Source organism: Vibrio sp. 10N.286.52.F8, assembly GCF_041468745.1.
In the GTDB taxonomy this organism is placed as follows: Bacteria; Pseudomonadota; Gammaproteobacteria; order Enterobacterales; family Vibrionaceae; genus Vibrio; species Vibrio crassostreae_C.
In genome coordinates this window covers 24,738-50,747 of sequence record NZ_JBFRJF010000023.1, presented here as the reverse complement: position 1 = coordinate 50,747, position 26,010 = coordinate 24,738, and the positions used below count along the sequence as shown (strand labels likewise).

Below are 26,010 nucleotides of genomic sequence, written 5' to 3'. Positions count from 1 at the left end.
TTAATTATCGGTTTGCCATTAATATAATTAACCCCTAATAATTGATAAACTCACCTTTTGTTTATTGTTTATCAACCAAGAGTGTTCAATGGATAAGTTAACCAGCATGAAAGTCTTCGTCTATGTGGTGGAACAAGGTAGCTTTCGCAGCGCCGCAAACCACTTCAACCTGTCGGCGACCATGATCAGTAAGCATGTCCATTCATTAGAAACCAGTCTGAACTCTCAGCTGATCCACCGCACCACGCGTAAGCAATCGTTAACCGATTCAGGACAACTTTACTATCGTGAGTGTAAGCGAATTCTCGAAGACATCAGCAATGCAGAGAACCTGATTCAAACCTTAGAAAATCAACCGCAAGGCACGGTAAAAATTAACTGCCCAGTTACCTATGGAAACAAGGTGCTCGCCCCTATCGTGGCCAAATTTCTCGCACATCACCCAACCATCAACGTTGAGCTGATGTTGAATAATGACCTTGTCGACCCTTATTCATCCGACATTGACCTGATTGTGCGAATTGGCGACCTGTCCGATTCAAGCTTGGTCGCAAGGTATTTAGGGGATTATGAGATGTGTTATTGCGCGGCGCCCGAATACCTTAACCAACATGCTCAGATCAGAGTATTAGAAGACTTGGCACAACACCCATCGCTTGGATTCAGTTACAGCAGCCAAGCTCCTCACGCCACACCGAATAAAGAACGTGTGCGCTTGATGTCGAATAATGGTGATGTGTTGCGGTATGCCGCCCTGCAGGGTGTGGGCGTGTTGTTGCAACCGACTATCTTAGTCGCAGAAGAGATTGATCGTGGAGCGCTGTTGGAAATCCTACCCGGCATGGCGCCGTTACCAAAGCCGATTCACTTGCTCTACAAAACCAAGCAACTGTCGTTGAAGAACAGAACCTTTGTCGAGTTCTTGTTAGCTGCGTTTGCTGAGTAACTAAGCGCTTTCTAAACAACAAAGACCGCTAGACTGTTTGCCATTGGCTCATCAAGCGCTTGCCAAGATCAGAGGGCGTGGTGTTATGGACGATCATCTCATCACATTGGTTGAACACCATGAAGTGTTTTAGTTCATCGCATAAAGCATGAACCAACAACTCATGGTTTTTAATTCGCTCTTCCACAACCAAGTTACAGATATTGAGCAAACCACTCTTCCTGTCGACCTTGCAATCCATTCGTGCCACCAGCTCACCTTGCCACAGAATCGGTAAGCTAAAATAACCAAACTGACGCTTGGCCTCTGGAACATAGCATTCTAGGAGGTAATCAAAGTTGAACAATGATTGCATTCGCTTTCGTTGAATCAGCAGGTTATCAAACGGAGACAGTATCTTAAGCTTGGTTCTGGAAAGAGGTTGATTCAGCAGTTCAAAAGCACCTGGCAGGACATAGTAATCAGAGCCTTGAATATCTACTTTCAGAACCTGCTTATCTTCAAGCATCTGTTGGAGTGCTCTCTGAATCAAAGGCTTTGTGTTCTTGAGTAGGTAGCTCATTTCCGACGCTATTCCAACTCCGTTAGCCTCTAAATAACGTGTTATCAGATGCTCGATGTACTCTTGTTCTGTCGGCTCAGAGGTATCAATTCCGCTCGGTAAAACTCGCTCGGTTAGGTCATACACCTTATGAAAGTTAACTCGGCTTGGCACCATTAAGTCGCCTTGCATGAACAATGTTTCTAATGCTTGCTTGGCCGGTTTACCGCCCCAACCGCCGGGGTTTGGCCTATCCCCTTCAAAATCTTTCGCCATCAACGGCCCTTCATTCTCAATACGTTTGAGAACATGAGCCATCAGTGCGTCATTCTTTTTATACCAATGCTTGAGCTTACCGCTCGCAAAGCCATTCTTGCGGTGTAGGCTGAATCGGAAGTCACGCATGGGTAAATACGCGGCGGCATGCGACCAATACTCAAATACTTCTCGACGCTCTAACAGCTTATCAAGATGGTTCAGTTGGTAATCTTGATTGCGATTCCAAAGCGTGTGGTGGTGAGCTCGCTGAATCACAGAGATGGTATCAATTTGCACATAGCCAAGGTTTTCAATCGCAGACAACGTGTTCGCCAAAGCGCCCCCATTGCGTTGCTTTTTAGGTGGCAACTTCTTAGGCGGCAGCTTTTGCGAAAGCAATACCAGTTTTTGCGCTTGAGCGAGTGACAGTGATTCCATGAAATTCAGACTCTAATTGATAGCAATGATCCGTTTATGATTCAGCAATAAGCTCTTGAAGAATCTGCTTGTAGGTTTCTACCGTCTGCGCGCCCGTTACTGCACTCTTACGGTTGAACACCACAGTAGGAACCGCAGAGATCCCCATGCGTTGCCATTCAAACTCTTGCGCTTCAATTTGCTTCAAGTTGTCGGTGTTCTTTAGGCGCTTCAGTGCCTTCGTTGAGTCTAAGCCAACCGCTTCAAGCTCTTGTGCAATGACTTCAAGATCGGACAGGTCTTTTTGCTCTGTGAAGTGAGCAGCAAAGAAGCGTAGCTTTAACTCAGTCTGTTTGCCGTGCGCTAGTGCAAAATCGAGAAGTACATGTAGATGACGTGAATTGACCATTCTCATACTGTCATAGAAATTGAAATCGAAACCAACCGCTTGGCCGCGAGCCGAAAGCTGTTCTCGTGAACGTTGGCTCTCTTCTGCGCTAGAACCGTATTTTCTCATGATATGGGCACGCAGGTTTTCGCCCTCTTGTGGCATGTCAGGGTTAAGCTCAAACGGCTGCCATTCAAGTTCAATCTGGTCTTCTAAACCAAGTTCCGCAACGGCTAGCTCTAAGTTTTTGTAACCGACTACGCACCACGGGCACATTACGTCAGAAATAATATCAAGTTGAAGTTTCTTGCTCATAATCATTCCAAATATCGTTACTAAGGCGTATCCAATTCAAAGTGAATACCCATCTTTCTGGTTAGACTACAACAAGCTGAACACTCGTTCAAATTTAACTCAATACAACAGCAGCCAACAAAAAAGCCAACTCATTTTCACGAGTTGGCTTTGATAAAAATCGAATCTAGCTTAAGAGCGTTACGCTAGCAACTTCTCAAGTACTTGGAACACACCCGCGTCAACGTTACTTGGCGCGCCAAAACGCGCGATCTCTTTTAACTTTGGATGCGCGTTTTCCATCGCGTAAGAGTGGTAGCTCTCTTTAAGCATTTCCAAGTCATTTAGGTAATCACCAAAGCTCATGGTCTGCTCGTAAGTGAAACCTAATGTGTTCTGTAGATGTTTAATCGCCGCACCTTTTGACGCTTCAGCGTTCATCACATCTAACCAAATTTTTGCGCTTACAACCACTTGGTAGTTCTCACCGAATTTGGCATCAATAGTTGGGTTCACTTTCTCTTGTGAACCGTCGAAGTGACAGATAGCCACCTTGATGAAATCGTCTTCTACCGCCAGTAAGTCTTCTACTTGCTCACGGCGATGGTAGTACTTAGAGATCTCCGCCAGAGCACGCTCATCTTTGGTTTCGATGTATGCCGATTTCTTACCGCATAGCACCACATGCGCGCCTTCAATAGCTCGAGCTTCTTTAATGATCTCTTTAATGGCATCGGTATCAAGCAAGCAGCTGTAAAGTTCTTGGCCTTTGTGCATCACTAATGTGCCGTTTTCAGCAATAAACATCATGCGATCTTTAAGCGGGGAAAATGTTTCTAGCAAGCTGTAATACTGGCGGCCAGACGCGGCAGCAAAAATAATATCTTGCGCTTCTAAGCGCTCATAAAGATTGAAAAACTCAGGGTCGAGCTTTCCATGCTCATCGAGTAAGGTGCCATCCATATCAGTCGCGATAAATTTGATGTTTTGTTGGGGCATGTCGGGCGTACCTATTATTGGATTATGATCATTCGTTATCTTGAGTAACGGTTCTGGGTTCGATTATATCGCTAGAGTCGCTGGTGAATACAATGCTTATTTTACCGCCTGTCAGTCACTGTTTCACATCTTTCCAAGGCAAACGCTAACAGAAGCGCATTCCAGTTTGAAGGGTTAAGTCCTACATACAAGATGTGCGTTAGGTCACACTCCACTATATTCTTTCCTGTCTCTCCATCACTTTATTCCGACCACAGTCATTATGATTTTAGCTATTATTACGACCTTGCTTTGCATCGTTACCGTCAAGTTTCTAATCACACTTGCGAACTTAGAGCGCCATCGTATTCACATTGAACCTAAAATATCGTTCAAAAGAACTGAGTGGCCGACTGTTTCCGTCATTATTCCTGCGCGAAATGAAGAAGACAATATTGAAATCAGCCTTGGCTCTCTATTGAAGCAGAGCTACCCAAAAGACAAGTTTGAAGTCATTGTTGTTGATGACTTTTCTACTGACTCAACCCGTGCAAAAGTAGAAGCATTGATCAGTAAGTTCGACGTTAACGCGCGCTGTATTTCAGGTAGAACGTTACCGACCGGATGGCTTGGTAAGAGCAATGCATGTATGGCTGGCGCACTCAACGCGAGCGGTGAATATGTGTATTTCATTGATGCAGATACCGATTCAGCACCCGCGATGCTACAGAGCGTTATCGACTTTGCTATCCAACAAAAAACTGATCTCTTATCGTTTAATCCAAAACAAACTTTTGCGTCTGTGGCAGAAAAAGCGACCTTGCCGGGCATCTTTCTATCGATCGCATCTTATATGAACTTTAAAAACTCGAACGACATGACTAAGGAAGAAGCGATTGCTAACGGTCAGGCGATGTTGTTTACCCGAAAATCCTACGACGCAGTCGGTGGACACGCCGCAGTAGCAAACGCGATATCGGAAGACATCGCCTTTGCAAAAGTCATGAAGGTCAATGGATTTAAGATTTTCTGGGCATTTGCAGACAAACTAATGAGTACGCACATGTATTCAGACTTCAACTCAATCTGGGCTGGCTTTTCCAAAAACATGAATCTTATTGTGAATTGTCAATCGCAAGCACAAGCTTTAAAAGTCTTCATCAAAGCCAACATCATCGCATGGGCGGGACCGCTTTTGATGCTGGTATCGGCGAACGCCTTCATCAGTGACATGTCTGCCATTCATGCTTATTCGCTCATTGTCAGCTCTGTGATGCTCTTGGTGTCGATCGTCACCTACTTCATTTTGGTTAAGGAACTGTTTGTTCCCGCAAAATTTGCGTTAACCGTACCCTTCGGTATTTGTGTTCAAAGCCTACTCGTGCTGAACAGTTACCGCTTATCTAAAACCAATAAAATCAGCTGGAAAGGGCGCTCATTAACATGATGAATAAGATTATTACTTTGCTTCTTCTTGCTTGTTCAGTTTCGGTGTTTGCATCAGACACCGATGGCTGGTCACTGGCACGCGATAAAAAAGGCATCGAGGTTTATAACCGTAAAATTGAAGGCAGTCACTTTAAAGAATTTCGAGCAGAAGGCGACATCAACGCGTCCCTCACTTCTATTATCGCACTCTTTATCGATACCTCTGTTGGCACGCAATGGGTAGAAAACATCGATGACATGGAAGAAATAGAGCATTTTAGTGCGGCGCACACGATCACCAAAACCTATACCAAGGCACCTTGGCCAGTTGCCGATCGTGAAGCTATCGTAGAGAACGTCATCACTCAAGATCCAGAGACGATGGTTGTCACCATTGATCAGCATGGTAGGCCTGATTACCTGCCAAACAATAATAAAAAAATCATCAGAGTGGCTGAATTAGAGGCGAGTTGGATCCTGACACCAATCGACGAAAACACCACCCATATCTCTTATCGAGTATTGAGTGATCCAGGTGGCGATATTCCGTATTGGCTCATTAACATGGTGGCCGTTTCTCAGCCTTACAACACGCTTCGCGGGTTATCTAAGATGTTGGATTCTGGTGAGTACACCGATCGTCGCCTTGATTTCATCGAGAACTACACGTCACTTTAACAATGCAATGAATACTCTAGAGGTCTATATTGTGAAATTTCCATTCTCTCCAATCGCAGCGATATTGCTTGTAGCATCAAGTTCAGTATTTGCTAATCAAATCATTGTCGATACTAAAGGTGTTGATGAAACACAGTATCACGCCGATCTGTATGAATGTGAGCAATACGCTCAACAAGTGAAGCCTGAAGAGGTCGATTCTCTTGGCAGCGATATTGTCGGTTCAACCGCTAAGGGTGCAGCGCTGGGTGCGGTTGGTGGAGCCGTCTCTGGCGGGAGTGGTCATGATGGTGCAAAAATTGGTGCTGGCATCGGTATTATCAGCGGCGCTTTAAAGCACGGTGCTCAAAAAAGACAATCCGCCGAGCTATCTGAGCAGCAGAAGTTTCAAGTGAATCGTAACTGTATGATCAACCGAGGCTATACCGTTCTTAACTAGCGGATAACCGAGCAAAATGGCGTTTAATCGATGTTCACGCCATTTTGCGTAGCTGAGTCAAAGCAGAGTTCAACCATAGTCCCTGAATCGCCACCTTAAAGTTCGTTCAAATAGACAGTGAGCATTGACCCCTATTTAAAATAGGCTTATCATTAATCGTCTTTTAACGATTAATGAAAGTGAGACGTCAATATGAACTCAACTTGCTCGACATCTGGTGGCTGTTCTCTGCCCATCGAACACGGTGATGCTAAAGCAGAAAAGCAAATGGCCGCACTGGCGAAAGCACTCGCTCACCCAGCAAGAATACGTATATTGAGTATCCTTTCCACGTTAGAAAAATCGGGCGGCTGCTTGAACAGTGATCTGGTGAGTGAATTGGGTTTAGCTCAATCAACGGTATCAGAGCACTTAAGAATATTGAAAGCCTCAGGTTTTATTACGGCTGAGTCGATTCCGCCGAAGATGTGTTACCGCATCGACCGCGACAATATTCAACGCTTCGAATCGATATTTAACAGCATTTTAAAATAGAAGTTCACGCTTGAATGATCGGCTTTGATAGCCTGTACTTTTAAGCGTGTTTTTTTGCCACAACCAATCGTTTTTCGACGATTTACGATATCAACTAAGAGAGATTATCATGAAACCAAAGTTAGGTTTTCTAGATCGCTACTTAACACTGTGGATTTTTATTGCCATGGGCCTTGGTGTACTACTCGGCACCCTATTCCCACAGATCGAACAGTGGAACGATTCAATGTCTGTTGGCACCACTAACATTCCGCTTGCGGTTGGCCTTATCTTAATGATGTACCCACCTCTGGCTAAAGTTAACTACAACCTGCTAGGCACTGTGGTAAAAGATAAGAAAGCCATTAAGCTCTCTTTGATCATGAACTGGATCGTTGGTCCAATTCTGATGTTTGTATTGGCACTGACTTTCTTGGGTGACCACCCAGGTTACATGGTCGGCGTGATTCTGATTGGTCTTGCTCGTTGTGTGGCAATGGTTCTGGTTTGGAACGACATCGGCGGCGGCAACAAAGAGTACGGCGCGGCATTGGTTGCTCTAAACAGTGCATTCCAAGTGGTGAGCTACAGCTTTATGGCGTGGCTATTCATCAGCGTTCTTCCACCAGTATTTGGTTACGAAGGCATGATGGTTGATATCTCGATGATCGACATTGCACACAGTGTACTTATCTACCTAGGTATCCCATTCCTAGCGGGCTTCCTAAGCCGTAAGATCCTTGTGTCGATGAAAGGCGAGCAGTGGTACAACGACGTATTTATTCCACGCATCTCTCCAATCACACTGATTGCACTACTGGCGACTATCGTTCTGATGTTCAGCCTGAAAGGTGAAATGATTGTTGAACTGCCAATGGACGTTCTATTAATTGCGGTTCCACTGACTATCTACTTCACTGCGATGTTCTTCATCAGTTTCTTCATCGGTAAAAAGATGGGCATCGAGTACGACAAGAACGCATCAATTGCATTTACAGCAACAGGTAACAACTTCGAGCTAGCGATTGCCGTGGCTATCTCAGTATTCGGTATCAACTCAGACCAAGCGTTTGCAGGCGTTATCGGTCCACTGATTGAAGTCCCTGTGCTGATTTACCTTGTGAACGTGGCGCTTAAGATGAAAGACAAGTACTACAACGGTCAGACGGTTAAACCTAGCGTATAGCATCTACGTCTACACCTAGAACTAGAACTAACAAAAAGCAGCATCACTTTGAACAGAAAGGCTCACACGTTAAACGGTGAGCCTTTTCTTTATTCAGTTTCGTCTAATAGGCCTTTCAATGCTTGTTCAAGCCAAAGTAATGCAGGACCTTTTGAGCGTGTTTTAGACAGAACAAGATCAACCGGAGGCGACCAAGTTTTATGGTCAAATGACACATTCACCTCTACCAAGCGCTGTTTAATAAGCTCTTCTTCAACAAGGTGTTTCGGTAAGTATGCCCAGCCAATATCACTGCCGAGTACCATCTCTTTGATCACAATAAAGCTGTTTGACCACCACACTTTACCGGCAATCATCGGAAACTGATCCATCACCTTCCCCTTGTCTCCCCTCAACACTAACTGACGATGTGGGAGTAAATCAGGGAGTTTCGCGACACCTGTTTTTGCGAGCGCATGACTTGGATGACACACAGCAATAAACGGTAAGTGACCGATAAAGCATGGCTCAGAACCGACATCAAAAGCCAAGTTGGTAAACATCAATCCAATGTCGGCCCTCTCTTCGATAATTAACGGATTGACCTCTGTTGTGGTATACGCAACCAGTTCAACTTCAGTAGCAGGGAATTGTTGACTGAACTGACTAAGGATCTTAGATAAGTTCGGAACCAGTAATGAATCATCTAATGCAATTTTGATGAGCCCCTCTTCACCGCTACCCATCGCACTAACCGTCACATTCAGATCTTCAACCTGAAGCACGATCGCTTTCACCTGTTTAAATAACTGCTCGCCTGCTTTGGTTAGTGAAGGCTTTCGAGTCGAACGATCAAAAAGCTCAACATTAAAATCTATTTCAAGATTACTGATACCTTGGCTCACCGCCGACTGTACCTTACCTAACTCGCGAGCACTGGCAGAAAATGACCCTAATTCAACGGCATACACAAACATCTTCAGCTGTTCTATGTTGTACATTCAGTTTCTCCCAACACTTACTATCACCAAATGTGATGCTAACTATCTTTATATTATCACTTAAATAGATATTATCTAGACAAGTCATTAGCCCATAGAGGCTAGAAAACATAAAGAGAGTAAAAAGATGTCACATAAAGAACGCATGTTACACATGGTGCTATTTGAATTAGCAGCTTTGATTTTGATGGCCGTGGCGGCAACTTACATTGTCGGTGGCGGAGCAGTAAAAATGGCAGGCTTGGCGCTGTCTTTATCGCTGATTGCGATGACGTGGAACTACGTCTACAACTACGGTTACGACAAGATTTACGGTGCTGACCGCAGCAAACGAACCAAGAAAACACGTGTTCTGCACGGCTTAGGTTTCGAACTGGGTTTGATGCTGGTGACGTTCCCGCTACTGATGTGGGTACTTCAACTCGATTTCTGGACAGTACTAGTAATGGATATCGGAATTGTTATCTTCTTCGTGCTGTACGCTATCGGATTTAACTGGGCGTACGATTCAGTAAGAGACTACTTTGTTACACAAGGCAAAGTTAACGCTTTAAATTAATTCACCGATTCGCTCAAATATCATCACCGAGCGATAAACAAAACGAATTGCCAGATTCAGTATGGATCTGGCATTTTTTGTCATAGCTTAAGTACATCCTTGTTTGTTAACGCTTTTCCAACATTTGAGACCCTGGATAAGTCCACAAGATCCAAGTTTAATAAACCACCACTCGAGAATCAGCATCACAAATCCAACCATTAACTCCTCGTACCAGTTGTGCATCTGCTTACATACAGGTACTTTTAGCGACCTCACGGGACATACATTCGCGCAATAGCGTCCATACAAGCTTCTTTTTCGAGCAAAAGTGTTCGGATTAACATTTCAAGTGACTTTAATTAACAATTTTATGCTCAAACACTCACTTTTGATGTTCGTTTATTTTCGAGTTCGCAAATACATGCACAATACACGTGCTAGATAAGCAAAACTAAAAAGGACTCGAACATGACAACAAACAAACACCCTTCTTTATTTGGGCAATGCTTGGCTGAATTTATCGGTACAGGATTACTCATATTCTTTGGCGTTGGCTGTGTGGCCGCTCTGGTATTAACTGGTGCGACATTCGGACAATGGGAAATCAGCATCATCTGGGGCTTCGGTGTTGCGATTGCAATTTACTGTACTGCCGGCGTTTCAGGCGCACACATCAACCCAGCCGTAACGATTGCACTGGCCATGTTCCATGGCTTCGATAAAGCGAAAGTGGTGCCTTACATCATTTCGCAACTGCTTGGCGCTTTCTGCTCTGCAGCATTGGTTTACAGCCTGTACAGCAACCTATTTACTGACTACGAAATCGCACATAACTTCGTTCGTAGCAGCCAAGACGCACTATCAACTGCTGGTATCTTCTCGACTTACCCACATGCTTCACTCTCTTTCTTCGGCGCTTTTGCTGTGGAATTCGTGATTACAGCAGTGTTGATGTTTGCCATTTTAGCGTTAGGTGATGAGAACAACGGCGCGTCTCGCGGTGCAATGAACCCTCTACTGATCGGTATTCTTATCGCGGTTATCGGTGGTTCTTTAGGTCCACTGACTGGCTTTGCAATGAACCCTGCTCGTGACTTCGGACCAAAACTGTTCGCTTACTTTGCAGGTTGGGATTTCGCACTAAGCGGTGCTCGTGATATTCCTTACTTCATCGTTCCAATTCTTGCTCCAATTGCTGGTGCGTGTTTTGGTGGTTGGTTGTACCCACGTGTTATCGGTGCTTACCTACCAGTAGAAGGCCAAGGCTGCACAATTCCAAACCAATGTGAAACAGAAGAAGAAGCTGAACAAGCTCAAGCTTAATCCCTAAGCGACCTTACATTTACTAAAATATAAATAACGAAAGAAAAAGGATTCTTACCATGACCGAGCAAAAATACATTGTTGCCCTAGACCAAGGCACCACAAGTTCTCGCGCTGTAATCCTCGATCACGATGCAAACATCGTTAGTTCTTCTCAACGAGAATTCACTCAGATTTACCCGAAAGCGGGTTGGGTTGAGCATGATCCAATGGAAATCTGGGCGACTCAAAGCTCTACATTGGTTGAAGCTCTTGCTAAAGCAGGCATCCGCAGCGATGAGCTAGCGGGCATTGGTATCACGAACCAACGTGAAACCACCATTGTTTGGAACAAAGAGACAGGCAAGCCTGTTTATAACGCAATCGTATGGCAGTGTCGCCGTACAGCAGATATCTGTGAAGACCTTAAAGCGCGTGGCCTAGAAGACTACGTACGTGACAATACAGGCTTAGTCCTTGACCCGTATTTCTCAGGTACCAAAGTAAAATGGATTCTAGACAACGTTGAAGGCGCTCGCGAAGACGCTGAAGCTGGCAAATTACTGTTCGGTACAGTTGATACTTGGTTGGTTTGGAAAATGACTCAAGGACGTGTACACGTTACGGATTACACCAACGCGTCACGTACTATGTTGTTCAACATCAACGACCTATGCTGGGATCAGAAGCTACTTGATGAAATGGGCATTCCAGCAATCATGATGCCTGAAGTGAAGCGCTCTTCTGAGGTTTACGGTCAAACGAACCTTGGGGGTAAAGGCGGTACTCGTATCCCAATCGCGGGTATTGCGGGTGACCAACAAGCTGCACTTTACGGTCAAATGTGTGTAGAAGCAGGCCAAGCTAAGAACACTTACGGCACAGGTTGTTTCCTTCTAATGAACACAGGCCAAGAGAAAGTAACATCAAAGAACGGCCTACTAACAACGCTAGCATGTGGTCCTAAAGGTGAGCCTGCATACGCACTTGAAGGTGCAGTATTCATGGGCGGCGCATCAATCCAATGGCTACGTGATGAGATGAAGCTGCTGGCTGGCGCAGAAGACTCTGAGTACTTCGCAACTAAAGTAGATTCTTCAAACGGCGTTTACGTGGTTCCTGCATTCACAGGCTTAGGCGCACCATACTGGGATGCTTACGCTCGCGGTACGATCGTTGGCCTAACTCGTGGTGTTAACTCCAACCACATCATCCGTGCAACCTTGGAAGGCATTGCTTACCAAACGCGTGACGTACTAGACGCGATGCAAGCGGACTCTGGCATCAAGCTAGCAAACCTACGTGTTGATGGCGGCGCAGTAGCGAACAACTTCCTAATGCAATTCCAATCAGACGTGCTGGATACTGAAGTTCACCGTCCTGAAGTAACGGAAGTAACGGCCCTGGGTGCCGCTTACCTTGCAGGTCTTGCGGTTGGTTTCTGGGATAGCATTGACGAGCTTCAAGGCAAAGCGGTTCTAAACCGTACCTTTATGCCACACCACGATGAAGAGAAGCGTAACCGCCGTTACAAAGGCTGGAAGCGTGCTATCAAATGTGCACAAGTTTGGTCTGAACTGCACGATGACGACGAAGAGTAAAATCGAGCATTCGAATAATCACTTTCATGTCGATTGAATTGTTCGAACCTCAGTAAACGAAACTAAAAAGAGCACTGTTTTGTGCTCTTTTTTGCGTTTCGGGCTCAAATTTTCCGCTCTGAGCACCGTTTTTGCGGTTTAGACATGATTCCTTACCATCATTACTTCTCTCTTTTCATCAATTCGAGCACAATAGCGTGAGTTTATATTTTCGATTTTGACGCGCTAGAGCCCTTTGCGCGCAGGGAGTGGTAAGTTAAGTGAAACAGATACCAAGACACCAGCAGATTGTAGATCTGGTAAAAACACAAGGATATGTAAGTACCGAAGAGCTCGTTGAAAAGTTCGATGTCAGCCCACAAACCATCAGACGAGACCTAAACGAACTGGCCGATAGCAACAAAATTCGTCGCTATCATGGTGGTGCAACCATTCCTCTTAGCTCAGAAAACACCTCTTACAACACGCGTAAAGCGCTTAACTTCAATGAAAAAGATGTGATTGCCGACGAGCTGGTAAAACACATTCCAGATGGTGCAACCTTGTTCGTTGATATCGGCACTACGCCAGAATCGGTGGCGCGCGCGCTCAATAAAAATCACAAACAATTACGAGTTGTCACCAACAACATTAACGTTGCCAGCATCCTTCTTCCAAACCCAGAGATAAAGGTTATCTTGGCGGGTGGCGAAGTGAGAAACCGTGATGGCGGCATCGTAGGTGAAGCAACACTAGATTTCGTTAAACAGTTCCGTCTTGATTTCGGCATTTTAGGGATCAGTGGTATCGACTTTGACGGCTCACTGCTCGATTTTGACTATCATGAAGTTCGAGTGAAACAAGCCATCATCGAAAACAGCCGCAGTATCTTCTTAGCCGTCGACCACACTAAGTTTGGCCGTAACGCGATGGTTAAGCTCGGCAATATCTCTCAGGCACACATGGTGTTTACTAATAAGCAACCACCGGAAGAGATTCTCAACATCCTTAAAGATTCAGCAATACCATTAGAAGTGATTGATACCGCTCGTCCTGTGAGCGAATAACTCAACATAAGTGCTCAGTGAAGCCATTTTCTTAAACGAATCACGATTCTTTATAGAAAAGTTAAAAAAGTAAAACTTGCTCACTACCAGTGTCGCTTCTATGCTCGAATTAGATTTATTTGAACCTCTGCTTTCATAAGCAGAGGTTTTTTTATGTCCAAATCACATAAAACGCGCATAAACGAAAATAATAAATGACCGCAAACGAAAGTTAAGATAGGATTCACTTATGTTCTAAAATGCTCGTTCGCTCAGCAAGAGGTCAAAATCATGAGTGCTCAACAAAATAATTCAAACAACAGTACATCTTCCACTTTAGACTTGATCGTGATTGGCGGCGGCATCAATGGTGCAGGTATCGCGGCAGATGCAGCAGGTCGTGGTCTCAACGTTGGCTTATACGAAGCAAATGATTTTGCTTCTGCTACTTCATCTGCAAGTTCAAAACTGATCCACGGTGGCTTACGTTACCTTGAACATTACGAGTTTCGTTTGGTTTCGGAAGCGCTTGCAGAACGCGAAGTATTGTTAAGAAAAGCACCTCATGTTGCTCAACCAATGCGTTTCCGTTTACCTCATCGACCATTTTTACGCCCAGCTTGGATGATCCGCTGTGGCTTATTCCTTTACGATAACTTGGGTAAGCGCACCACTCTTCCTGGAAGTAAGACAGTCAACCTAGCAAAATCAGGGCTACTGAAACCAGAAATGAAGACAGGCTTCGAATACTCAGATTGCTGGGTGGATGATGCTCGTATGGTATTGCTCAACGTGTTGGCAGCAAAAGAAAACAACGCAGAAGTACGTAACTACTGCCGTGTTGAAAAAGCGCATCGCGAAGGTGGTATTTGGCATGTGACGATCCTTGATGTCATGACAAACCAACGCTTTGAACGCAAAGCAAAAGCGCTGGTTAACGCAGCTGGTCCTTGGGTTAAACAGTTCTTTGATGATGGATTAGAGCAGGCTTCGCCTCGTAACATTCGTCTTATCAAAGGCTCACACATTGTTGTGCCACGCATTCATGACGAACCACAAGCGTACATTCTGCAAAACAAAGACAATCGCATTGTGTTCATGATCCCTTACCTAGATAAGTTCTCGATCATCGGCACCACCGACCTTGAATACAAAGGCGACCCACGTAACGTCGCAATTGATGATGTCGAAGTGGATTACTTGATTGATATTGTTAACCAACACTTTGTTAAACAGCTTGGTCGTGAAGACGTGGTTTGGACATACAGTGGCGTAAGACCGCTTTGTGACGACGAATCGGATTCACCACAAGCGATCACTCGTGACTACACATTGGAATTGGACGCAGAGCTTGATCAAGCACCATTGCTTTCGATCTTCGGCGGCAAACTAACCACTTACCGTAAGCTCGGCGAAGCGGCACTTAAAAAGTTAGAACCACACCTAACCAACATGGGTGCACCATGGACAGCGAACGACACGCTTCCAGGTGGTAACTTTAGTTGCAGCAGAGAGCAGCTTGCGAAGATGATCCACACTAAATACCCTTGGGCATCTGAAGCGTTGTTACTTCGCTACGTGACTCAATTTGGTACTTACACGTGGAAGCTACTGGAAGGCGCAAATAGCGAAGCTGACCTTGGCATCCAGTTCTCAAGCGAAGCCCATGGCGTTTATCAAGTTGAAATCGATTACTTGATTAATGAAGAGATGGCGATGACTGACGAAGACATCTTGTGGCGCAGAACCAAACTTGGCCTGTACTTAAGTGAAACAGAGCAGCATGCAGTTTCTAGCTACTTAAAAGAGAATCTTGAAAGCACTGTGGTGAACTTTTCTCAAGTCGGTTAGTTCTTCTAGCAAAACTATCCGCTCCTGAATATAAATAATGACAAAGCTTAGCGCTCCCCACGCTAAGCTTTTTTATTGTCTACTATTCCGCTCAGCCTGAGACTTTATTCACACCTCTATTTTCAACAAAAACTAAATAGTGTTTTATTAATCCGGTTGATTATCAACTTCACAAAAGGTTGCTATTCTTTATCTCAACGAAACAACACATTTAAAAACGCTCACCATGTCAGCGCTTTAATAACGTTTGTCTCTATGTTTTCTCCCAATACGGCGGGTTACCGTAGTAGTCCGAGAAGTAATCAATAAACGCTCTTACTTTGGGAGCAAGCAGCCTAGTACTTGGATACACCGCCCAGATCGCAGGTTCTGAGGTGAGTGGGTAATCTTCCAACACTTGAATCAGCTGACCACTTTTCAGTTGCTCATATGCACACCAATTCGACGTCACTGTAATACCAAGCCCACCGACTGCAGCGTCACGCAGTGCTTCCCCGTTATCTGCCCTGAACGACCCAGATGCCTTAATCGTCTTAGGCCCGCTTTCAGTATTGAAGGTCCAGTTTTCTAAACCAATTAAGCTAATACATTGATGATCGTTAAGATCTCGAGGTTTGGCTGGCTTACCATATTTGATTAAGTAATCAGGCGATGCACACACAATACTCTTGTCTGTCGCAAGTTTTCGGGCAATCAGTGTCGAGTCTTTCAGCTCTGAGATACGAATCGCGATATCAAAGCCACCCTCAACAACATCCACCATCGAATCTGATAGCCTGAGATCGACTTTTAACCCAGGGTAGCGCTCTAAGAATCCAGGTAAAGCAGGAACAAGATGCAAACGCCCAAAAGACGCAGATGCGGTAACTCGCAGCGTTCCGGTTGGAGAATCACAGCCCACACCGACCGCCGATTTGGCAGCATCCACGCTCGATAACACTTCTTCAGCATGAGGTAAGAATGCTTCCCCCTCTTCGGTTAAAGAGACCTTACGAGTGGTTCTGTGGACCAAGCGAACGCCTAAATTGTCTTCCAGTTTACTGATGTGCGAGCTTGCAACAGCAGGAGATAAACCAAGCTCTTGCCCAGCCATGCTGATGTTATGTGTGGAAGCTAAACGAACAAACAATTTGAGGTGTTCAATATTCATGAGATTACCAATAAAATCTTAAAAATCGTGTGCCAGTACCCCTCATTATGCGTTATTAACATAACAATACAACGTATTAACTCAGTTGAATTATGAAGAAGTGATTGAGCCAAAACGAAAAAAAACTCCCGAAGGAGTTTTTGTCTAAGTCTGTAATTCGCCATTTAGCTAGCCAGCAAAATTACCAACTCACTAGCCCGTTAAACGAGCATGCAGTGAATCTTTAAGCTCAGAACGATCATGTTTCAATTGGTGCATCGAGCCGTCATCAATGGGTGAATCTTTCAGCTCTAGTTTACGAATCTCTTTATCAAGGTTGTCGTATGTCTTCATATCTGCTGCAAAGCCATCGTCAGTTTTAGCAAGCTCAGCAATTTTGTCTTTCATTTCAGGAAATTCGTGAACAAGAGAGTGATTTTCACCTAGCATAGAAACCTCTTAAGTTGAGTAAAGTGATTGGTAGTACACATTCATTATTTACCTTAGCAAGGGACTCAAATAACAAATGAGATCCAGTACACAGCCTAGAATATAGACAGTTCAGATTCACAAATTTACAACATCCACCTAAAAAAATAAGATGCTTTACATAGAAGAAAGCCTTGTAAGAACACAAGGCTTTATAAGGTAGATCTATATACAAGTAGAGTTAACAATCGTTATCGAAGCAGCTGAAAAATGTTTCTACAAAGAGATTAGCTGCTGCACCCTTGGGTATGAACTCGATTCATGTCGTCACCGACTTGTGCTTCTTGAGACCCCGTCGATTGGCATCCTGCCACGAATAACAGCGTTACAGATAAGATAAGCCATTTCATAATAAATCCTCTTTCGGTCATGACTAAAGCATAGTGCTTAAAAGCGCGGATACCTCAGTCATTAACTAAAACCTTACCTACCGATAAGGCCTTGGTTAATGAACAAAGCATCGCTTCTTTAACTAACGACCTGCTTTTGTACAAAAAACTTTCACTTCAACGAATGAAAATCGTACAAGAGCGAAAATAGGACAGCTATGGAACTAAGAATAAGAACTAGAAGTTAGTCACTCGTCGCCAAACGTACAGCCGCTTCTGCATGAATGGCTGTGGTATCAAACAAGGGAACATCAGTGTGTTGCTGCTGAATCAGGAGGGCGATTTCAGTACAGCCCAGAATAACGGCTTCTGCACCTTGTTGGCCTAGCTTCTCAATGATTTGACGGTATACATCTCGAGATTCTTCTTTTACTTGGCCTCGACACAGCTCTTGATAAATGATGTTGTGGACTTTCTCTCGGTCACTCTCATCAGGAATCACCACATCGATACCGAATTTGTTAGTCAGGCGGCCTTTATAGAAATCTTGTTCCATCGTGAAAGCCGTGCCGAGTAATCCGACTTTCTTCACTCCTTGTTCCAGCAACTTCTGCGCTGTGGTATCAGCGATGTGCAAGATAGGAATCGTGATCTTCTCTTCGATCTCAGGAACGACCTTATGCATGGTATTGGTACAGATCAGGATGAAGTCCGCTCCGGCTTTCTCTACCGATAAAGCCGCGTCCGATAAGATATCCGCCGTCTCAGCCCATCGACCTTGATGTTGAAGCTTTTCTATCTCATCGAAGTTCACGCTGTACATACAAACCTTTGCAGAATTGAGCCCGCCGAGTGTGGCTTTAACGCCCTCGTTGATGGATTTGTAGTAGCTCACTGTCGACTCCCAACTCATACCGCCGAGCAAACCGATCGTTTTCATTTTGCTATTCCTTTAATTTCCGACTAACTCGATTAAACCGTCATGCATTGAAAATTTATAGTACGTTCTTGCTTAAAGCGAACCCATAACACCTTATTCCTTTCAAACGATTGCTTTCAAACCGTTCATTCCCAAAACCTCCGCTCACAAAAAAGGCTCGAATTTAAAATCCGAGCCTTTGAAGTTTTGACCAAGGGTATACTTGGCGTTAGTACACCTCACACCAATCTGATTTCATGTCGATCAGTGTCCAATCCTCTCTGGAATTCGCCTCATCTAGCGCTTTATCAAGCTTGCCAACGTGAGACTCACGATCGTACTGCCACTCGCGCTCAGCATCAGTGTGATGAACAATCATCGCCATTGAGTTGGGTTGGCTCGTAGCCCATTGCATCATCGCTTGGTCACCGTCTGAGTTGCCGACCGCTAGAATAGGTTTCTTGCCGATAATATGCTGAATGTTAGTGACCTTTCCGGCTTTGTCATCAATGGTCAAAATGGACGAGTCTTTAGTAACGGTTGGCTTACCATCGTTGTAGCTGTAGTTGTATTTAAGCGCGCTACCGATGATTTGCTCTGTAGGAATATTATAAGCTTGTGGAGCCCACGCTCTCATGAAATCAACGCCTCCGCCCGACACAATATAAGTCTTAAAGTCATGCTCTTGCAGGTAAGTCAGCATCTCTTTCATTGGCTGATAAGTAAGGTCTGTGTAGGCTTTGTTGAAGCGTTTATCTTTTTTTACCGTCAGCCATTGCTCAACGTCTTGCTGGTATTGCTCAACAGTCATACCAGAATGTGTCGCCATGATGATTTTCAATAGCCCTTCTTCACCGCTGCCCAGAACGCTCTCAATATCATCTTCGAGTACAAACTTAAACGGTGCTTCGGTTTTCCATTCAGGGTGATCAGGCGCCATCTCTTTTACACGATCTAGTGCAAAGGCTAATTGGAAGTAATAAGGCTTTTCCGACCAAAGCGTACCGTCGTTATCGAACACGGCAATGCGATCTTCAATTGCCACGAACGTATCAGACTCAGCTTTAGTGGCTTGCCCAACAAAGTCGACGATAGCGGATTTGCTCTCGCTGTCCTTCCAAGAAGGCAGCAAGTTGGGATCACAATCTTTAGCAAAAGATGAGAAAGAGAGACTGGATAAGATCGCGACAGATAAGAGGGTTATTTTCATCATAGCAACTACCATGTTGTTGAATTAATTGTAGGGTTTAATTCAATTCATCCTAGTTGGTCTACTCTGATTTGCCACTTATGAACACTATAACCAATGCTCATGTTGGTATTAGATTAGTACCACAGCTAAGCTGGCTGAGGGTGCTCTGCGATGTATTTATCGAGAACTTAAAAGGAGACAAACAAAAAAGCAGAACTTCAATTCCTCAAAGTTCTGCTTTATCAATCCATGACTGCTTACACTCTGCGCTTTTTGAAAGCGTGCCAGCCAGCGCTGAGAATTGTTTTTACCACCACGCTTAATGCGCTAAGTTTAGGGTCAGCATTCTTGCCAGAGGCAATGCGCCACATTTGATGTTCATACCAAACCAGCCCGACCATCGCCACTTTGTCTAATGCGGGTTTTCCTGTGGTTGGCACCGTTAATGGCATGCCGTGGCTAGGGTTTTCAATTAACTTGTTAGGGAAATCAGGATCAACCGCCATTGTTCGCGCAATACCAATAAAATCGGTCGCCGAGGTGTTTAATGCTTCATTCATTGCTTGCGCGGTTCGAAAACCACCCGTGACCACCAGCGGTGTACTCACGAGTTTTCTCGCCTTAACCATGTAATCCATAAAATACGCTTCACGTTTTACTGTGCTGGACTTGATTGATTCAGCTTTGCTCTTTGAACCCATCATTGATGGACTTTCATAGGTGCCGCCAGAGATCTCAATCAGGTCGATACCGTTATCACTCAGAGTTTGTACAACCTGCATCGACTCTTCTTCAGTGAAGCCACCTTTCATGAAGTCAGCACTGTTGAGCTTAATTCCGACAGGGAAATCTTCACCGACCTCTTTTCGAATCGCACGATAAACCTCAAGCACAAAACGAAGTCTGTTTTCAAGTGATCCACCCCATTTGTCTTGGCGTTGATTGTGTCTAGAAGACAAAAACTGACTTACCAGATAACCATGAGCACCGTGAATCTGCACACCGGTAAAACCCGCTTGTTTTGATAGTTTTGCACTCAGCGCGAATTTATCAATGATTGCGATGATTTCCGTCTCAGTCAGAGCTCGTGGCGTATTAAAGCCTTTTTCTAATCCACGCTCTAAAGAGATAGCCGAAGGCGCAACCGGGCTATCACATAAGAATTTAGGGATTTGCTTTCCTGGGTGGTTCAATTGCATCCATATCTGCGAACCATTTTGTGTTCCAGCCTTCGCCCACTCACGAAATACGCTTAAGTCACTTTGCTCATCTAACACCACGTTTTTAGGTTCACCAAGCGCACCTCTATCGACCATCACGTTGCCCGTCATGGATAGGCCAATTCCTCCTTGAGCCCAACGCTGGTAAAGCGTGACTAAACCTTGCTTAGGGTTATGATGTTTATCACCTAGCTGTTCACTCATTGCCGATTTGAACAGGCGATTTTTGATCACTTGGCCATTAGGAAGAAAAAAAGGGTCGTTGAGGCAGATTGGATTCATGCGCGTGGTTACTTTCTTGGGTTTATATATTGAGTCCAGTATGCCCTATTTTATCCGACAGTTTTTATCATTTAGTGCCTATTTCGAAGCAAGTTTCGCTCAATAATAAAATGCCAGCGGCATAGCAGCTGGCATTAATCGATTATAAATAGAATCTCAAAAACTGGGCTGACGCTGCTGAAATATGTCAACCAGAAAGGCTCGAACACCCTTTACGCTCATGGTAATTGTCGTTATTGTGATTCTCTACGCCATCATCACAAGGACTGTCTGAGAGTTATGAACAGCACGATTGAAACTATTCTGGGGCACCGCTCCATTCGTCAATATACAAATCAACCGATTGAAAGAGCACAACTTGATGTGATTATTCAGGCTGGTCTCGCGGCTTCGTCATCAAGCTTACTGCAGGCTGTTTCTATCGTGAGAGTGACAGACACAGAGAAGCGTAAACTGCTAGCAGAATACGCAGGTAACCAAGCTTACGTTGAGAATGCGGCTGAGTTTTTGGTGTTCTGTATCGACTATCAGCGCCACGCTCAAATCAACCCTGAAGTGAAAACCGACTTTACTGAACTGACCCTAATTGGCGCGGTAGATTCTGGCATCATGGCGCAAAACTGCATGTTGGCTGCTGAGTCTCTAGGTTTAGGTGGCGTATACATTGGCGGGTTACGTAACAGCGCACAACAAGTGGATGAACTGCTAGAACTGCCACAACACACCGCCGTATTGTTCGGAATGTGCTTAGGTCACCCGGCACAACAACCAGAGGTTAAGCCTCGCCTTCCTGCTCACGTAGTTATGCACGAAAACCAATACCAACCGCTGAGCCTAGATGACATTGCCAGCTACGATGATTCAATGCAGAGCTACTACGCAAGCCGTTCAAGCAACCAAAAGCAGATCAGTTGGTCACAACAGATCACTCAAAAGCTGTCTGGCGAATCTCGCCCGCATATCCTGCCTTACTTGAACAGCAAGCAGCTGACCAAGCGTTAAGCCGTTAAGCCGTTAAGCCGTTAAGCCGTTAAGAGCTTGCAACAAACCACAGCAAACAACAGTACAAACAAAAATGTCAGCGTAATATACGCTGACATTTTTATTTATCCGGAGGCGGCTAGCTTACAGATATTTCTCAATCGGTAGCAATTGCAAAAAGCCTGACTGCATTCGTTCCCACTTACCCGTTTCTGGTTCGCTGTCCCAGCTTTGATCGCCTGAATACCAATACACATCACCGTCTTCAAGCTCTAATCGCCAGCTGTTTTCTTCGCTCATTGCTTGCTCAATGGTTTCTGCTAATGTTTCAGCAATCTCTTTATTCTCGATGATCAAAACCGATTCCGTGTTCAAGTAGGTAGAACGCAAGTTGAAGTTAAATGAGCCGATGCTCGCGATGCTGCGGTCGAATACGACTGATTTAGCGTGCAAGCCATAGGCCGTCTCAGGCGCACATTTAGACACGTCTTGAGTCGATGCTTCACACAGCTTAGATTCTGGTTTTAGCTCAAACAGGTCGATGCCATTCTCCAACATGTCGTAACGTCTGCCTGCATAAGCGGAGTGATTAGTCACCAGATCATTAGACGCCATAGAGTTAGTTAGCGCTTTTATCTCAACGCCCTTGTTGTTCAATACCTGCCACTCTTCAAGCTGACCATCATCGAATACAAGGTAAGCGGATTCCAGCAAGATCTCTTGTTTCGATTCGCTCGCTAATTTCCCTAGAAGAATCGCGGTCGCTTTCGGTTCATCGGTATTGTCTGAATCATCAGGAACGGGCTGATCGTAAACAAAACGAGCATTCACCCAAGTCATCTCACCAACCACCTCTTTCAGTAAACTATCAGCAGCCTTACGATCTAGTGGCAATTCCGGGTAATTTTGATAATGCGGAACGACAATATTATCTATCTTCGAGAGATCAGGTTGCTCGTCATCACCCAGCATATCGACAGGGTAAGACCAACGGCTGTTCCAGTATTCAACAAAACTGGTTTGGATGGTGTTAACTACCGAGCCCATGACTAATACATCGCGGTCTCGGAAATTGATTTCATCAGAAAGGTCAAAGTATTCATCACCGATATTACGGCCACCCACCACAGACAAGGTACCATCTACGGTAAACGATTTATTGTGCATGCGGCGATTTAAGCGAGAAAAGTCACCAACAAAGCTCAGCCATTTACTGAAACCACGACGTGTCGGCGTTGGATTGAAGATACGAATCTCGACATTAGGGTGCGCATCCAGTGCCGACAGCAACCCTTCACGTTCGTTGAGGTTGATATCATCCAGCATTACGCGCACCTTCACACCACGCTCGGCCGCGGCTAACAAACGACTGGCTAAGTAACTGCCCGATTCGTCAGAGTTCCAGATGTAGTATTGAATGTCGATGGTGTGCTCGGCACTTTCGACCAGCGCTAATCGCTGTGCCAAGGCATCCCAACCAGACTCTTGCAGACGAACCGCAGTGGTGCCTTGCTCTAAAGCTTCAGGCTGAAATTCATTGGTTAGAACCGATAAAGTGCTGGGTGCAGGAGAGGTTGGCGGTTCTGTCGGGTGGTCGATGCCTTCAGGAAGTGAAGAACACCCACCTAAAACGGCGATTAAGATTAGTGTTAAACTGATGCGTTGGAGCACAGGCATGTATCTGACTTCCTTTTCACGATGACGTCTTTAGAAACTTTCCGTACAGCTTTTCAATGAACAAGCTATTCCGATCTATTCATTGATTATTACTGCTAAAGCCTGAAATTTATAGGTAATTGTCGACTATAAATTCGAAGCCCGGTCAAGATCACCCACAAATCACTTAAGTTGGGTGAGTGCCAAGCAATATAAACTCAGCGGCTTTTCGACCATTTCAATGGTGAGCTCTATTCGGTCTGGGTGATGCTTCACCATTGTTTGGAGATCTAGTTTCACCGCTTGATTTCACACTAACAGGCGTGTCGACTTACTTATATGAGATTGTGCAAACGCATTACTTACATAAGCGCTAAAGCTGTTGTTGATCTAAGGGCATGTAAGGATCAACACCGAAAACATTGTTCACGCTACGTACCCTTTATCGTCTCTCATTCTTGATGGTAGCTGGATATTATGAAGCTCTTGGTCGATCGCACTGGTGAACAGCTTTTAGAAATTCTGGAAGAGTCAGGAGATAAACTAACAGTTCAATTCATTAGTAATGAAGGCAATCGAATAGGTAAACCATTCCAAGATAGCTTGAGTGGATTATTCCTCGCGGGTTGGAAGCCTCGCACGACCTCAACTGCAAGACCCTAAAGTCAGCTTTGCGCTACACCAACTCTACCCGCTCGGCCGAGATGTAAAATTACCCTCTGGAGATATTGCGACAGTCGCAAGTTACGCCAATACTCACGCTGATGGTTACTATATGTTTGTACGCCTCAACGATGAGTTAACACGACTCAAGATTACACCCGATTGGGAACTGCAACCTTCCGTTCAAAGGTTAGCACTGCCTTATTACCCTGCGCCAAGAACCAAGGAAGAGCTCGACAATATTGACGATTTTGATGCGTGGGCGGGCGGCTTCTAAATACTCCTCACCTACGCCTAGTAGCACATAATACCCAAGCTATTATCAATTATTTTTTGACAATAATTCAAATGTAGCACTGTTTATCGTTTCAAATATTCCCACTATTATTTATCCATCGACACAGACTGCAGCTCAATGAACAAAGAGTGGCACTGTAAACACAGACAAATCACCATTTCGGTGAAAAATAATATAGGTACCAACATGACTCAACTAACTATCGTCGCAAACATCGTCGCTAACGAAGACAAAATTGAATTGGTTAAAGCAGAGCTGCTAAAGCTGATTGATATTACTCGCGCTGAAGAAGGCTGCATCAACTACGACCTTCACCAAGACAATGAAAACCCAGCACATTTCACTTTCTACGAAAACTGGACGTCTCGTGAACTTTGGCAAACACACATGGGTAATACTCACCTCGCTGAATACATGGCAGCAACCGAAGGTAGTGTTACGTCATTTACACTTAACGAGATGACTAAGATCGCTTAAGTACAGTTTCAGTAGTCTGTTACTAGAAAGCACACTGACAAGCTATCGAGTTCAATTTGAAAGCCCCGCTACACGTCAGCGGGGCTTTTTCATTTATGCGGATATCGTCAGCCGCCTTAGTTAGAGCTTCAAACGGGGTTGAATAAAATCAATAAACGCCGAGATACGTTTAGAGACCGATGACGACTTGTAGTAAACCGCATTCACTCGCTCTCGGTCTGTGTTGGCAAGTTTGTCTTGTTCCAAGATAGGGATTAGACGCCCTGCTGCCATATCTTCCTGCACCATAAACCCCGATAAACAAGCAATCCCATTTCCAGCTAAGACTAGTTGACGCACGGTTTCACCATTACTGGCTGTCACAGTAGGCGCGACATCACTTTGGTTTGGTAAAGGCCAATGGTTAAGCACTTTGTTACCCGCAAACCCCACAATTTGATGCGAACTCAAATCTTCAGGTTTGGTGGGCAGCCCACGCTTAGCGAGATAATCAGGTGACGCCACAATATGGAGTAAACTTTTTCCTAACGGGCGAGCGTGCAGTGTTGAATCGGACAACTTACCGATTCGAATCGCAACATCAGTTCTCTTTTCGAGAAGATCAACGAAGCCTTCGTTGGAAGTGAGTTCCAACTCAATGTCTGGGTAAGCCTCTTTGAATGACTGCACCAACGGCACTAGCTGATGGAATACGAATGGACTGGCGGCATCGACTCTTAAACGACCTTTTGGCAACTCTCCGCGCGACACGATTTCTTCTTCCGCGCTCTGAATCATCTGTAATCCCACCCTGACTGAATCGACAAACTGCCGTCCTTCCTCCGTCAATTCCACGCGTCTCGTTGTTCGGTTGAATATTGAGACGCCGAGTTGCGACTCAACCTTACTCACCGAACGAGACACCTTGGCGACCTGCACATCCAGCGCCTCTGCCGCCGCAGAAAAACCACCAGCATCGACAACGGTGAGTACCATTTCTAAATCATCTGAACGGGTTAACATGAGGCTC

25 protein-coding genes and 1 pseudogene are annotated in these 26,010 nt (G+C 44.9%); 14 read left to right on the top strand and 12 right to left on the bottom strand.

Annotated features, from left to right (window positions below; genetic code table 11):
• The first annotated feature begins 88 nt into the window (after window positions 1-88).
• The gene (locus AB4133_RS12490; RefSeq protein WP_372184920.1) at window positions 89-946 is read left to right on the top strand and encodes a LysR substrate-binding domain-containing protein; all 858 of its coding nucleotides are present in this window, start codon (window positions 89-91) and stop codon (window positions 944-946) included.
• Between the two features lie 28 nt (window positions 947-974).
• Here the strand turns inward: AB4133_RS12490 and AB4133_RS12485 are convergent, their stop codons facing one another.
• The 3 genes from AB4133_RS12485 to AB4133_RS12475 form a co-directional block, all read right to left on the bottom strand.
• Window positions 975-2,183 (bottom strand): winged helix-turn-helix domain-containing protein, encoded by a 1,209-nt coding sequence (locus tag AB4133_RS12485; protein WP_372224633.1) that lies wholly within the window; start codon window positions 2,181-2,183, stop codon window positions 975-977.
• A gap of 34 nt (window positions 2,184-2,217) precedes the next feature.
• The gene (locus tag AB4133_RS12480) at window positions 2,218-2,865 is read right to left on the bottom strand and encodes a DsbA family oxidoreductase (RefSeq protein ID WP_017060931.1); all 648 of its coding nucleotides are present in this window, start codon (window positions 2,863-2,865) and stop codon (window positions 2,218-2,220) included.
• Window positions 2,866-3,045: 180 nt separating this feature from the next.
• Complete coding sequence (locus AB4133_RS12475; protein WP_017069716.1) at window positions 3,046-3,843, bottom strand: Cof-type HAD-IIB family hydrolase; 798 nt, start codon at window positions 3,841-3,843, stop codon at window positions 3,046-3,048.
• 262 nt (window positions 3,844-4,105) lie between these two features.
• Between AB4133_RS12475 and AB4133_RS12470 the strand changes: the two genes are divergently transcribed.
• The 5 genes from AB4133_RS12470 (at window position 4,106) to arsB (ending at window position 8,066) form a co-directional block, all read left to right on the top strand.
• Window positions 4,106-5,269, top strand: a complete 1,164-nt coding sequence (locus AB4133_RS12470) for a glycosyltransferase family 2 protein (RefSeq protein WP_017064013.1) — start codon at window positions 4,106-4,108, stop codon at window positions 5,267-5,269.
• The gene (locus tag AB4133_RS12465) at window positions 5,266-5,928 is read left to right on the top strand and encodes an START domain-containing protein (RefSeq protein ID WP_065583761.1); all 663 of its coding nucleotides are present in this window, start codon (window positions 5,266-5,268) and stop codon (window positions 5,926-5,928) included. The genes AB4133_RS12470 and AB4133_RS12465 overlap by 4 nt, the downstream gene beginning before the upstream one ends.
• A 31-nt stretch (window positions 5,929-5,959) precedes the next feature.
• Complete coding sequence (locus AB4133_RS12460; RefSeq protein ID WP_029235181.1) at window positions 5,960-6,367, top strand: glycine zipper family protein; 408 nt, start codon at window positions 5,960-5,962, stop codon at window positions 6,365-6,367.
• 192 nt (window positions 6,368-6,559) lie between these two features.
• Window positions 6,560-6,901 (top strand): helix-turn-helix transcriptional regulator, encoded by a 342-nt coding sequence (locus tag AB4133_RS12455; protein WP_017064015.1) that lies wholly within the window; start codon window positions 6,560-6,562, stop codon window positions 6,899-6,901.
• Window positions 6,902-7,010: 109 nt separating this feature from the next.
• Window positions 7,011-8,066 carry an ACR3 family arsenite efflux transporter gene (gene arsB, locus AB4133_RS12450; protein WP_372224631.1) on the top strand — a complete coding sequence of 352 codons (1,056 nt, stop codon included), beginning with the start codon at window positions 7,011-7,013 and terminating at the stop codon, window positions 8,064-8,066.
• Window positions 8,067-8,155: 89 nt separating this feature from the next.
• Here arsB and AB4133_RS12445 read toward each other — a convergent pair whose 3' ends face one another.
• Window positions 8,156-9,046: a LysR family transcriptional regulator gene (locus tag AB4133_RS12445; protein ID WP_372224630.1), complete on the bottom strand. Its 891-nt coding sequence runs from the start codon at window positions 9,044-9,046 to the stop codon at window positions 8,156-8,158.
• 127 nt (window positions 9,047-9,173) lie between these two features.
• Here AB4133_RS12445 and AB4133_RS12440 point away from each other — a divergent pair, with 127 nt between their 5' ends.
• The 5 genes from AB4133_RS12440 to glpD all read left to right on the top strand — a co-directional run bounded on the left by AB4133_RS12440 (window position 9,174) and on the right by glpD (window position 15,366).
• A complete protein-coding gene (locus tag AB4133_RS12440) occupies window positions 9,174-9,605 on the top strand; it encodes a PACE efflux transporter (protein ID WP_372224628.1) in 432 nt (143 codons plus the stop codon).
• Window positions 9,606-10,055: 450 nt separating this feature from the next.
• On the top strand, window positions 10,056-10,910 hold the full coding sequence (locus AB4133_RS12435; RefSeq protein ID WP_004732234.1) for an MIP/aquaporin family protein: 855 nt from the start codon (window positions 10,056-10,058) through the stop codon (window positions 10,908-10,910).
• Between the two features lie 59 nt (window positions 10,911-10,969).
• Window positions 10,970-12,490, top strand: a complete 1,521-nt coding sequence (gene glpK, locus AB4133_RS12430) for a glycerol kinase GlpK (protein ID WP_372224627.1) — start codon at window positions 10,970-10,972, stop codon at window positions 12,488-12,490.
• Window positions 12,491-12,750: 260 nt separating this feature from the next.
• Entirely contained in the window at window positions 12,751-13,536 is a 786-nt protein-coding gene (locus AB4133_RS12425; RefSeq protein WP_004732237.1) for a DeoR/GlpR family transcriptional regulator, read from the top strand.
• Window positions 13,537-13,806: 270 nt separating this feature from the next.
• Window positions 13,807-15,366: a glycerol-3-phosphate dehydrogenase gene (gene glpD / locus AB4133_RS12420; protein WP_372224625.1), complete on the top strand. Its 1,560-nt coding sequence runs from the start codon at window positions 13,807-13,809 to the stop codon at window positions 15,364-15,366.
• Window positions 15,367-15,619: 253 nt separating this feature from the next.
• Here the strand turns inward: glpD and AB4133_RS12415 are convergent, their stop codons facing one another.
• From AB4133_RS12415 to AB4133_RS12390, 6 genes are all read right to left on the bottom strand, one after another.
• A complete protein-coding gene (locus AB4133_RS12415) occupies window positions 15,620-16,516 on the bottom strand; it encodes a LysR family transcriptional regulator (RefSeq protein ID WP_372224623.1) in 897 nt (298 codons plus the stop codon).
• A 192-nt stretch (window positions 16,517-16,708) separates the two neighbouring features.
• Window positions 16,709-16,945, bottom strand: coding sequence for a YdcH family protein (locus AB4133_RS12410; RefSeq protein WP_004732244.1), 237 nt, complete (start codon window positions 16,943-16,945; stop codon window positions 16,709-16,711).
• A 266-nt stretch (window positions 16,946-17,211) separates the two neighbouring features.
• Window positions 17,212-17,334 carry a hypothetical protein gene (locus AB4133_RS12405; protein WP_258182976.1) on the bottom strand — a complete coding sequence of 41 codons (123 nt, stop codon included), beginning with the start codon at window positions 17,332-17,334 and terminating at the stop codon, window positions 17,212-17,214.
• 223 nt (window positions 17,335-17,557) lie between these two features.
• Window positions 17,558-18,253, bottom strand: a complete 696-nt coding sequence (locus AB4133_RS12400) for an aspartate/glutamate racemase family protein (protein WP_065583757.1) — start codon at window positions 18,251-18,253, stop codon at window positions 17,558-17,560.
• A gap of 208 nt (window positions 18,254-18,461) precedes the next feature.
• Window positions 18,462-19,445, bottom strand: a complete 984-nt coding sequence (locus tag AB4133_RS12395) for an HAD family hydrolase (RefSeq protein WP_372148674.1) — start codon at window positions 19,443-19,445, stop codon at window positions 18,462-18,464.
• Between the two features lie 236 nt (window positions 19,446-19,681).
• Window positions 19,682-20,926 carry an NADH:flavin oxidoreductase/NADH oxidase family protein gene (locus tag AB4133_RS12390; RefSeq protein ID WP_372224621.1) on the bottom strand — a complete coding sequence of 415 codons (1,245 nt, stop codon included), beginning with the start codon at window positions 20,924-20,926 and terminating at the stop codon, window positions 19,682-19,684.
• Between the two features lie 279 nt (window positions 20,927-21,205).
• Here AB4133_RS12390 and nfsA point away from each other — a divergent pair, with 279 nt between their 5' ends.
• A complete protein-coding gene (gene nfsA, locus AB4133_RS12385) occupies window positions 21,206-21,928 on the top strand; it encodes an oxygen-insensitive NADPH nitroreductase (protein WP_372224619.1) in 723 nt (240 codons plus the stop codon).
• 123 nt (window positions 21,929-22,051) lie between these two features.
• Here the strand turns inward: nfsA and AB4133_RS12380 are convergent, their stop codons facing one another.
• Entirely contained in the window at window positions 22,052-23,584 is a 1,533-nt protein-coding gene (locus AB4133_RS12380) for a phospholipase D family protein (protein ID WP_372224617.1), read from the bottom strand.
• Window positions 23,585-24,040: 456 nt separating this feature from the next.
• Between AB4133_RS12380 and AB4133_RS12375 the strand changes: the two are divergent.
• Together AB4133_RS12375 and AB4133_RS12370 are read left to right on the top strand one after the other, a co-directional pair.
• A pseudogene (locus AB4133_RS12375) lies at window positions 24,041-24,503 on the top strand (hypothetical protein).
• 207 nt (window positions 24,504-24,710) lie between these two features.
• Entirely contained in the window at window positions 24,711-25,001 is a 291-nt protein-coding gene (locus AB4133_RS12370; RefSeq protein ID WP_017062386.1) for a putative quinol monooxygenase, read from the top strand.
• 120 nt (window positions 25,002-25,121) lie between these two features.
• Here the strand turns inward: AB4133_RS12370 and AB4133_RS12365 are convergent, their stop codons facing one another.
• Window positions 25,122-26,003: a LysR family transcriptional regulator gene (locus AB4133_RS12365; protein ID WP_019827078.1), complete on the bottom strand. Its 882-nt coding sequence runs from the start codon at window positions 26,001-26,003 to the stop codon at window positions 25,122-25,124.
• Window positions 26,004-26,010 lie beyond the last annotated feature (7 nt).

What these genes read in the sequence shown, in the direction of transcription:
- nfsA (WP_372224619.1), top strand. Translation starts at nt 21,206, where the DNA reads ATGAACAGCACGATTGAAACTATTCTGGGGCACCGCTCCATTCGTCAA.
- AB4133_RS12470 (WP_017064013.1), top strand. Translation starts at nt 4,106, where the DNA reads ATGATTTTAGCTATTATTACGACCTTGCTTTGCATCGTTACCGTCAAG.
- AB4133_RS12465 (WP_065583761.1), top strand. Translation starts at nt 5,266, where the DNA reads ATGATGAATAAGATTATTACTTTGCTTCTTCTTGCTTGTTCAGTTTCG.
- arsB (WP_372224631.1), top strand. Translation starts at nt 7,011, where the DNA reads ATGAAACCAAAGTTAGGTTTTCTAGATCGCTACTTAACACTGTGGATT.
- AB4133_RS12485 (WP_372224633.1), bottom strand. Translation starts at nt 2,183, where the DNA reads ATGGAATCACTGTCACTCGCTCAAGCGCAAAAACTGGTATTGCTTTCG.
- AB4133_RS12395 (WP_372148674.1), bottom strand. Translation starts at nt 19,445, where the DNA reads ATGATGAAAATAACCCTCTTATCTGTCGCGATCTTATCCAGTCTCTCT.
- AB4133_RS12405 (WP_258182976.1), bottom strand. Translation starts at nt 17,334, where the DNA reads ATGAAATGGCTTATCTTATCTGTAACGCTGTTATTCGTGGCAGGATGC.
- AB4133_RS12410 (WP_004732244.1), bottom strand. Translation starts at nt 16,945, where the DNA reads ATGCTAGGTGAAAATCACTCTCTTGTTCACGAATTTCCTGAAATGAAA.
- AB4133_RS12370 (WP_017062386.1), top strand. Translation starts at nt 24,711, where the DNA reads ATGACTCAACTAACTATCGTCGCAAACATCGTCGCTAACGAAGACAAA.
- AB4133_RS12365 (WP_019827078.1), bottom strand. Translation starts at nt 26,003, where the DNA reads ATGTTAACCCGTTCAGATGATTTAGAAATGGTACTCACCGTTGTCGAT.
- AB4133_RS12490 (WP_372184920.1), top strand. Translation starts at nt 89, where the DNA reads ATGGATAAGTTAACCAGCATGAAAGTCTTCGTCTATGTGGTGGAACAA.
- glpK (WP_372224627.1), top strand. Translation starts at nt 10,970, where the DNA reads ATGACCGAGCAAAAATACATTGTTGCCCTAGACCAAGGCACCACAAGT.
- AB4133_RS12415 (WP_372224623.1), bottom strand. Translation starts at nt 16,516, where the DNA reads ATGAATATTGAACACCTCAAATTGTTTGTTCGTTTAGCTTCCACACAT.
- AB4133_RS12475 (WP_017069716.1), bottom strand. Translation starts at nt 3,843, where the DNA reads ATGCCCCAACAAAACATCAAATTTATCGCGACTGATATGGATGGCACC.
- AB4133_RS12445 (WP_372224630.1), bottom strand. Translation starts at nt 9,046, where the DNA reads ATGTACAACATAGAACAGCTGAAGATGTTTGTGTATGCCGTTGAATTA.
- glpD (WP_372224625.1), top strand. Translation starts at nt 13,807, where the DNA reads ATGAGTGCTCAACAAAATAATTCAAACAACAGTACATCTTCCACTTTA.
- AB4133_RS12435 (WP_004732234.1), top strand. Translation starts at nt 10,056, where the DNA reads ATGACAACAAACAAACACCCTTCTTTATTTGGGCAATGCTTGGCTGAA.
- AB4133_RS12390 (WP_372224621.1), bottom strand. Translation starts at nt 20,926, where the DNA reads ATGAATCCAATCTGCCTCAACGACCCTTTTTTTCTTCCTAATGGCCAA.
- AB4133_RS12440 (WP_372224628.1), top strand. Translation starts at nt 9,174, where the DNA reads ATGTCACATAAAGAACGCATGTTACACATGGTGCTATTTGAATTAGCA.
- AB4133_RS12380 (WP_372224617.1), bottom strand. Translation starts at nt 23,584, where the DNA reads ATGCCTGTGCTCCAACGCATCAGTTTAACACTAATCTTAATCGCCGTT.
- AB4133_RS12480 (WP_017060931.1), bottom strand. Translation starts at nt 2,865, where the DNA reads ATGAGCAAGAAACTTCAACTTGATATTATTTCTGACGTAATGTGCCCG.
- AB4133_RS12455 (WP_017064015.1), top strand. Translation starts at nt 6,560, where the DNA reads ATGAACTCAACTTGCTCGACATCTGGTGGCTGTTCTCTGCCCATCGAA.
- AB4133_RS12400 (WP_065583757.1), bottom strand. Translation starts at nt 18,253, where the DNA reads ATGAAAACGATCGGTTTGCTCGGCGGTATGAGTTGGGAGTCGACAGTG.